The sequence below is a fragment of the Micromonospora sp. genome (assembly GCF_048594385.1).
GTDB classification, from domain to species: Bacteria; Actinomycetota; Actinomycetes; order Mycobacteriales; family Micromonosporaceae; genus Micromonospora; species Micromonospora wenchangensis.
Genome location: NZ_JBMDWU010000307.1, coordinates 1 through 8265 on the forward strand (window position 1 = coordinate 1; position 8265 = coordinate 8265).

Below are 8265 nucleotides of genomic sequence, written 5' to 3' on the forward strand. Positions count from 1 at the left end.
GGCGGCCATCACCGTCCGCCACTTCGGCCACTCCGAGTTCCCCACCCGGATCGCCACCGGACTACCCAACGTCAACCCGTGCCGCAGGCCACCGACGACCTCGACCTCATCCTGCTCGAACGCCATCCGCGCACCCCGGCCGTAGCCGAGCCGACGACGCGCCAACTCACCTGCGATGTCACCGGAAGTCACCGCCACCCCGGCGGGAACCCCCTCCAACAACGCCACCAGAGCCGGACCATGCGATTCACCTGCAGTCAGCCAACGCAACACCGCGTCAGTCTGTCACGCCCGGCCCCGGCGAGGGCACCGTGCCCGGCCCGTCCCGCCCTGCGGACGACGAGGTCCACCCGGCCCGGCACCGGCACCGGTCACGACCAGTCGAAGCGCATCCCCAACCGCTGTTCCAGCGCCGCGTTGTGCGGGGCGAAGTGGGCGCTCAGCTCGGCCCGGACCTGATCCGGCATGGCGCTGCTGCGCCGGTGGTTGTGCGCCTCGTACGCGGCGAGCTGGTGCGGGGGCAGGCCGAGGAAGTCCAGCACCCGGGCGTACGTGGCGGCCGGCTCGGCGTACAGCGTCTCGCTGGGCAGGATCAGCAGCTGGGAGCGGTCGAACCGGTCCAGCCACGGCGTCAGGTGCTCCAGGTAGCGGCCCCGGGCGCGGTAGGTGTACCAGTCGTACGCCTCGCTGAAGTACGTCGGGTCGGCGATCAGCTTCTCCCGCTCCCCCGCCGTCCGTTCCTCCTCCCGGGCCAGCGCCTCGGCGAAGTCCAGCGGCTCCCTGCCCTCGGTACGCCGCTCCTTCCAGTGCGAGTACGCCCGCTCCACCGGGTCCCGGAGCAGGAAGATCAACCGGACGTCGGGCATCAGCTCCGCGACCCGCTGCGCGGCGAGCGGGTGGAACATGTACAGCGGCGCGGCCTCACCGACACGGACCGGCCCACCGTGCCGGCGTTCCAGGGCCTGCCGGTGCCGGACCGTCGGAAAGTGCGACCGGTACCACGCCTCACCCCGGCCCCAGTTCTCCTCGAAGTAGTGCGAGGTCTTGGTGTTCCAGGCCGGGAAGAGCCGGGGCACCAGGGGGTGCGCCAGCAGGTAACGCCACAGCGAGGTGGTGCCGCCCCGCTTGGTACCGGTGATCAGGAAGTCCGGCAGCGGCCGGCGGTCGCTGGTGCGTTCGCCGTACCGGACCAGCGAGCTGCGCACCTGGTGGGTGACCTGGTGCGGGACCACACCCTTGAGGCGGTCGCGGATCGTCATCGTCTCCCTCTCGTCACGCCGGTTTCGGCCTGAGCATCGTCACGGCGGCCCGGACCGTACGCCGGACCCGCCGGTCCAGCAGCAGCCCGACGGCGACGACCGCCAGCACCACCAGGGCCAGCGCCAGGCCGGCCACACCCCGGCCGGCGACCAGCGCGCTGAGCACCGCCACCACGGCCGCGCCGCCGCCGGCCCCGAGCGCCGCCCAGCCCACCGAGCGGGTGAGCAGCGGCTCGCCGATCGCCACCCGGGCCGCCACCGCGGCCAGCACGTTCTCGGCGACCACGCCGGCCGTCCAGGCGTACGCCGCGCCGAGCGCGCCGTGGTCGGGGATGAGCAGGAAGCCCAGCCCGACGGTGAGCGCCAGCCCGACCACGGTGGCCTGGAGGTGGCGGGCGCTGTTGCCGCTCATCAGCAGCATCGTCTGCACGATGCCCACCCCCGAGTTGACCAGCATCGCACCGGCGAGCACCGCCAGCGGGGCGGCCCCGACGGTGAACCCGTCGCCGAAGAGGCTGAGGAACCCGGGTGCGAACACCGCCAGCAGCAGGTACGCCGGCCAGGACAGCAGGATGATCACGACGGTGACCCGCCGGTAGACCAGCGCCGCGTCGGCGGTGCGCCCCTGCCCGAGCAGCCGGGACAGCTGGGGTGCGACGGCCACCCGCAACCCCTGCATGATCAGCAGCCCGGCCAGGGCGTACCGGCCGACCGCACCGAAGACACCCGACTCGTCCGCACCGGCCAACGCCGAGGTGAGCAGCACCCCCACCCACATGCTGCTGGCGTCGATGGCCGCCGACACCGCCCGGGGCAACGCGAAGCCCCAGAGGGTACGCCAGTCCGCGCCGTCCGGCCGCAGTCGCGCCCCGGCGAGCAGGCCGAGGGGCCGCAGCAGCAGGACGGCGGCGGCGACCACGGCCAACGCCACCGGCAGCAGCCAACCGCCGAAGCCGACGGCCACCCCGGCACCGGTGGCGACGGTCGCCAGCAGCAGGACGGGCCGGGCCAGCGGCACCAGCACGTACTGGATGCCGACCACGGCGGTCACCGGCCGGACCGCCCGGACGGCGGCGAGCAGCACGGTCATCGCCACGGTCACCGGCAGGGCGAGGAACGCCAGCCGCAGCAGTGTCGGCCCGTCCGACCGCTCGAAGAAGACCGGGGCGAGCCGGTCGGGGGGGAGGGCGGCCCCCGGCGCCACGCCCCCGGTGAGCAGGAGCACCGGCAGCAACGCGACCGGCAGCAGCCGGGCGGCGTCGCCGTCGACGCCGATCCGGCGTCGGGGCAGCGCCCAGACCAGGGCGGTGTCCGCACCGGCGCAGCAGACCGCGCCCAGGATGGAGACCACGCCGATGGCAGTGAAGAGCGCACCGGAGCCGTCGGTGCCGAAGCCGCGCACGATGACCACGGTGAGCAGGAAACCCAACGCGCCGTTGACCGCAGCGCCGACCAAACCGACCGCACCGCTGCGGGCGCTGCGCCGTACCTCGCCGGCGCCGCCCGTCGCGTCGGTCCCGTCGGTGGCCGCCGGGCCGGTCGACGGGTGCGCCCCCGGGTCGGCGGAGCGGCGGTCGAGCTGCCGGGGCACCGCCGGAGTGGTTCCGGTTCCCGGTCGTCTCATGCCTGCTCCCTGCCGTCGTCGGTGCGGGTCTGGTCCCCGGTGTCGCGCTGGTCCCGGGCGTGGGGCCGGTCGTCGGCCGCAGTGCCGGGTGGGGTGTCGCCGCCGGTACGGGCGGGTTGCACCACCGTCGGCGCGTCCACCCCGCCGGCCGGCCGGGGACCGCTGACAGATGTCGCCGCCGGAGGCCGGGCGGGAACCGGAGCCGAGGTATGAACCGGGGCCGAGGTCCGAGCCGGGGCCGAGGTCTGAACCGGAGCCGGAGCCGAAGCCGGGGCCGGAGCCGGGGCCGGGGCCGGGGCCGGAGCCGGGGCCGGGGCCGAGGCAGGGGCCGGCCGGGCAGCCGGAGCGGCCGTCGGAGACGGCGCGGGGGACGGCGTCGCAGAGGCGGTCGGGGACGACGGCTGGTCGGGAACCGGCGGTCGGGCCGGCCCGGGAAGGGGGATCGCGGTCCGGCGGGGCATCGGGTCGGGAACCTGCCCGGCTGTCGGGGGCGGAGGCGCGACCGGAGGCGGGGTCGGCGACGCTCCCCGGTTCGACGCCGGGGCGGGTGCGCAGGGGCGGGCCGGGGCCTGAGCCGGGGGCCAGGACGGAACCGGAGACGGGGCCGCTGGCCGGCCCGGAGCCGACGTCGACGGCGGGACCGGGGGCGCGGCCGGGGACGTCGTCGCGGACGGCGCCGGGGGTCGGGGTGCGGGGGTGGATGCCGCCGCAGGTGGGGCCGGAGTTGCCGGCGGGACCGGGTTTGCCCTCACCGGCGAATCCCGGGCGCGGGGCGGGGCCGGGGTTGCCGTCACGGGCGACACCGGGACGCGGGGCGGGACCGGGGACGCCGCCACAGGTGGAGTCGGGGATCGGGGCGGGGCACCGGGTGCCGGCGCGGGCGAAGCGGGGGGTGCCGCGGCAGCGGTGGCCCGGGTCGACCGGGGTGGCACGGGGGCGGCGGCCCGGGTCGGCGGGGTCGGGACGGTGGCCGACGCCCGGGCCGGCACGGCAGCCGTTCCGGTCGCCGTGGCCGCACCGCCCGGGGCCGCACGGCCGGTCGCCGTACCGCCGGACGCCGTGCTGCCGGACGCCACGGTGCCGGCAGGCGAGGACGGCATGCCGGCGCCGGCCGTCGCGGCGCGGGACGTGCGGGCGTCGACGACCCCGGGCGCGAGGGTGACCGTGCGGTTCACCGGCCCGCTGACCGCCGCCAGTCCGGCCCCGACGGCGAAGAAGATGACCGACATGTTCGGGTCGATGTAGGCGTACACCGGGATCACCACCAGGGCGATCACCGGGATGGTGCTCAGCCACTGCCCGGCCGGGGAGACCGCGCCGGCCAGCCGCTTGGCGATCAGCGCCAGCCAGCCCAGGAAGGCGATCAGGGCCGGGATGCCGTGGCTGTAGAGCACCTGCCAGATCATTCCCTGGGTGCCCAGGGGTTCCTCGGCGAGCGTGGTGTCGACGCTGTTCGGTGCGCCGTACCCGAGCAGGGGCGAGCGCTCGACGGCCTGGAGGGTACGGACGTAGAGGTCCATCCGGTCGACGTTGGTGTCGGTGCTGCTGACCCGGTTGTCGATCAGTTCCTGCACGGGCACCACCAGGCTGACCACCCAGACGAGCAGCACCAGTCCACCGATCGAGGCGATCAGCTTGGCGTTGCCGCGTACCAGCGCCCGCAGGCCCAGGTAGGTCAGCCCGGCACCGAGGCCGAGGAACATGCCCCGGTTGAGGGTCATGAACGCCGGCACCATCGACAGCGGCAACGACACCAGCAGCGCCACCCGGAACTTGCCGGTACGCACCGAGGTCAGGTACGCCAGCACACACGGCACCAGCAGCGCGTACGCCGTACCCCAGTTGTTGGTGTACGGGTAGGGCGCGGCGGTCCGGTAGATCGGGGCCCGGGAGACCGGGTTGAACTCGTTGGCCCGCACGTGGGTCAGCGCCTGGATGAACCGCTCCCCCGACATGCTGCCCGGCAGCAGCATCTCCACCGGGGTGGTGAGCTGGAACCTGGGTGCCAGCACGGCCAGCCAGCCGAGGGCGACCACGCCCAGCCAGTACCAGCCGAGCGGGCGGAGCACCTGCTCCCAGGGGACGCCGTCGCGGACCAGGTTGTAGACGTAGACGCAGACGATCAGCGCGGTCAGCATGAAGCCGAAGCGCAGCCCGGAGGTGAGGTAGGCGGTGGCCCGCTCGAGCCGGGTGAAGCTGAGCAGCACCAGGGCGAGCAGCACCAGCCAGCAGGCGGTGCCGGCGGGCAGCGCCACCCGACCCCGGGTGACCATCAGGCCCAGCAGCACCACCCCGAACACCGACCAGCCCAGGTAGAAGCCGCCGAGCATCCACCAGAGCGGGACCAGCCCGAACATGGCCAGTAGCGGCCAGGTGGGCAGCGGCGGCGGCCCGGCGAGTGATCCGGGCACCCGCCGGTCAGACACCCCGGCCCCGGCGCTGGGCGAGCTGCAGCACCCGCTCCCCCGACAGCAGCCCGAGCACCACCGGGACGGTCACCAGCACCCGCTTCTCCCGGGGGTTGAGCCGGATCACCCGGCCGAGTTCCCGCACCGCTTCGCCGCGCCGCCGGCCGGAGGCGAGGGCGAACGCGATCTGCCCGTGCAGCCGGGCCAGCCCGGTACGGCTGCCGGCCAGCTCGGGGTGCTTGTCGAGCAGGTAGCGGGTGGCCTCGACGATGGTCGCCCAGCGGCCGAAGAAGAACGAACCGCCGTGCCAGTCGACCACCACCAGCACCTCGGGCACGATCACCACCGGGCCGTGCCCGGCGATGCGCAGCAGCCACTCGTAGTCCTCGCCGTAGCCGCCTGGCAGTTCCTCGTCGACCGGGCCGATGGCCGCCCAGGTGGAGCGCCGGATGAGGATGGTGCTGGAGTGCACCTCCATGATCCGGTCCTCGACGAAGTCGGGCAGGCCGACCTCGGCCCGGTCGAGCTGCCGTTCCTTGGCGATGCCCGGCCCCTCCAGCCGGATGCCGCAGCTCGCGGCGGCGGCGTCGGGCCGCTGTGCCAGCAGCTCCACCTGCCGGCGCAGCTTCGCCGGCAGCCAGTGGTCGTCGTCGTCGCAGAAGGCGATCAGGTCGGCGGTGGCGGTGTCGAAGCCGGTGTTCCGGCCGCCGGGCAGCCCCCGCCGGTGGGTGTTGTGGACGTACCGCAGGGTGCGCCCGGCCGGCACGGCGACGTCCAGTTCCCGCAGGTCGGTGTGGTCGTAGACGACGACGCACTCCACCGACCCGGGGTAGTCCTGGTCGAGCACCGCGCGCACGGCCCGTTCCAGTAGGCCGGGCCGGTCCCGGGTGGCGATCACCACGGTCACCGGCGGGTACGCGGTGGTGGTCGGCTCAGTCACGCTTCTCTCCCGTCACCACGAACCCGACCGGTTCGACGCCCACCGAGCGCAGCCGGTCCACCAGTTGACCCAGCCGGCCGGTGCGGGTCTTGTCGCGGGCGGCGACCAGCACGGCCCGTCCCTCCCGGGCGGCCCGCACACCCCGTTCGTCGTGCAGGGCGGGCGGGGCGTCGATCACGGTGACCCCGGCGGCCACCGGGGCCTCCAGCGGGACCAGGCGTACCGCGCCGGCACCGATGCGGACCTGCTCACCGTCGGCGGCGGGGGCCTCCTTGGGCAGCACCCGGGGAATGATCTCGGTCTTGTCCGCCGAGGTGGTGGTGGAGCGGTAGACGCCACCGTTCTTCGGGTCGTCGGTGGGGAACGGCCGGGGCTTGCGGACCGGCGGGATGACCATCGTGTCCTCCGGGTTGCCGCCGGTGGCCGGGGTGGTGGCCGGGGCCGGGACGTTGCTGGGCATCGGCCGGGGGCGGGGCACCCGGGGACGGGTCTGCTCGACGGCCGGGTGCCGGCGCTGCGCGTCGGTGAGCAGCGCCCGGATGCGTTCCTGGCTCTCCGGGGCGACGCCCAGGCGTACCTCGTGCCCGGACTGGGCCAGCGCCGCGGCGACCCCGGCGGTGACCTGTTCCCGCTGCTCGTCGGCGGCGCTGGAGAGCAGGACCAGGGGCAGTGGTGCCGGCCCGTCCACCCACCGGCCCAGGGCCAGCACCAGGTAGCGCAGGTCGGTGTCGGAGAGCCGACCCGAGCGGTCCCGTCCGACGGTGCCCAGCAGCGGGGCACCGACCAGCGCGGATGCCTCACCGGCGGTGCGGACCCGGCGGTCCATGGATTCCCGGACGAAGGCGACCAGCCCGCCGACGAGCAGGCCACCGAGGAGCCCGGCGACCAGGATCAGCGGGGCGGCGTCCCGGCTCGACGGGACGGGTGCGCGGGCGGCGCTGGTGACCGAACCGGGGCTCAGGTCCGCCGAGGCGATCTTGGAACGCTGCTCGGCGAGGGTGGCGAGCTGGTCGTTGAGGGCCCGTAGCTGGTCGAGCAGGGCGCTGGTACGCGGCGACGGGCTGGACGAGCCCTGGTTGGCCGGCAACGACCGCTGGGTGGTGGTGCGCTGGCTGGTGACCAGGGCGATGGTCTCGTCGTACGACTTGAGCACCGCGGCGCGCTGGTTCTCGTACATGCCCTTGCGCAGTTCGAGGTACGACTCGGCGGCGCCGTTGGCACCGTTGACCGCCTCGGTCTCGCTGTGCCCGGCGTAGCTGAACCGCATCACCTGCCCGCCGACCGGCGTCTCCACGGTGAGCGAGTCGGCCACGGCGGTGGTGTCCCGGCCGGTGATCGAGGCGACCTTGTCGATGACGTCGTTGCTGGTGGCGATCCCGCTCTCGGCAGTCATGTTGACCGCCCGGTCGGCGCCGCCGGAGGGCACCGAGAACGGGTCGGTGACCACCGGGCGCACCACCACGGCCGTGGTGGCGGTGTAGGTGGCAGGGAAGACCAGCAGGTAGGCGGCCACCAGTAACATCACCAGCCCGGTGGCGGCGAGCACCGTGCGCCACCGGCGCAGCGGAATGCGGGCCAACTCGGCCAGGCCGACCGGGCGCTGCCGGGCGGGAGTGACGTCGGTCACATCCATCAGTCAGGTCCTCTTGCGATGCGAGGGGTGGGCAGGTCGGCGCGGGCCGACGACGGCCCCGGGGCGAGCCGCTGGTTGTCCCATTGTCGCCGACCGTTCACCTGTGGTCGACAGCCGACCGGTCCCCTTGCGCAACGGGCGGTCCGCCGGTGTCCGAGGTTTCACAACTTCCGGGCGGGTGCGAGGCTGGCCACATGAGCGACTTCCGGTGGCTGCCCGCGGAGCAGCGCAACCTCTACATCGACGGCACGTGGCGCGAGGCGGAGGGCGGTGGGCGCTTCGAGGTGCTCGACCCCGCGGACGGGTCGGTGCTCACCTCGGTGGCCGACGGCTCGGTCGACGACGCGGTCGAGGCGCTCGACGCCGCCGTCGCCGCGCAGCAGGACTGGGCGACCACGCCG

Annotated in this window: 6 protein-coding genes and 1 pseudogene; 1 reads left to right on the forward strand and 6 read right to left on the reverse strand. The window is 74.6% G+C overall.

The window, feature by feature from the left end:
• From ACOJTC_RS16290 to ACOJTC_RS16315, 6 genes and pseudogenes are all read right to left on the reverse strand, one after another.
• Window positions 1-273 (reverse strand): chorismate synthase (locus tag ACOJTC_RS16290; RefSeq protein WP_420117518.1); only part of this gene is annotated, 273 nt, incomplete at its 3' end.
• Window positions 274-371: 98 nt separating this feature from the next.
• Window positions 372-1259, reverse strand: coding sequence for a sulfotransferase family protein (locus ACOJTC_RS16295; protein WP_204927595.1), 888 nt, complete (start codon window positions 1257-1259; stop codon window positions 372-374).
• A 13-nt stretch (window positions 1260-1272) separates the two neighbouring features.
• On the reverse strand, window positions 1273-2883 hold the full coding sequence (locus ACOJTC_RS16300; protein WP_420117519.1) for a lipopolysaccharide biosynthesis protein: 1611 nt from the start codon (window positions 2881-2883) through the stop codon (window positions 1273-1275).
• A gap of 1145 nt (window positions 2884-4028) precedes the next feature.
• A pseudogene (locus ACOJTC_RS16305) lies at window positions 4029-5240 on the reverse strand (O-antigen ligase domain-containing protein); the annotation flags it as partial.
• A gap of 61 nt (window positions 5241-5301) precedes the next feature.
• Window positions 5302-6231, reverse strand: coding sequence for a glycosyltransferase family 2 protein (locus tag ACOJTC_RS16310; RefSeq protein WP_420117520.1), 930 nt, complete (start codon window positions 6229-6231; stop codon window positions 5302-5304).
• The gene (locus tag ACOJTC_RS16315; protein ID WP_420117521.1) at window positions 6224-7864 is read right to left on the reverse strand and encodes a hypothetical protein; all 1641 of its coding nucleotides are present in this window, start codon (window positions 7862-7864) and stop codon (window positions 6224-6226) included. Before ACOJTC_RS16315 ends, ACOJTC_RS16310 begins: the two co-directional genes overlap by 8 nt.
• Window positions 7865-8058: 194 nt before the next feature.
• Here ACOJTC_RS16315 and ACOJTC_RS16320 point away from each other — a divergent pair.
• Window positions 8059-8265: aldehyde dehydrogenase family protein (locus ACOJTC_RS16320; protein WP_420117522.1), on the forward strand; the 207-nt coding region annotated here is incomplete at its 3' end.

Excerpts from the sequence above, each read along its gene's own strand:
- ACOJTC_RS16315 (WP_420117521.1), bottom strand. The coding sequence starts at position 7,864 with ATGGATGTGACCGACGTCACTCCCGCCCGGCAGCGCCCGGTCGGCCTG.
- ACOJTC_RS16295 (WP_204927595.1), bottom strand. The coding sequence starts at position 1,259 with ATGACGATCCGCGACCGCCTCAAGGGTGTGGTCCCGCACCAGGTCACC.
- ACOJTC_RS16300 (WP_420117519.1), bottom strand. The coding sequence starts at position 2,883 with ATGAGACGACCGGGAACCGGAACCACTCCGGCGGTGCCCCGGCAGCTC.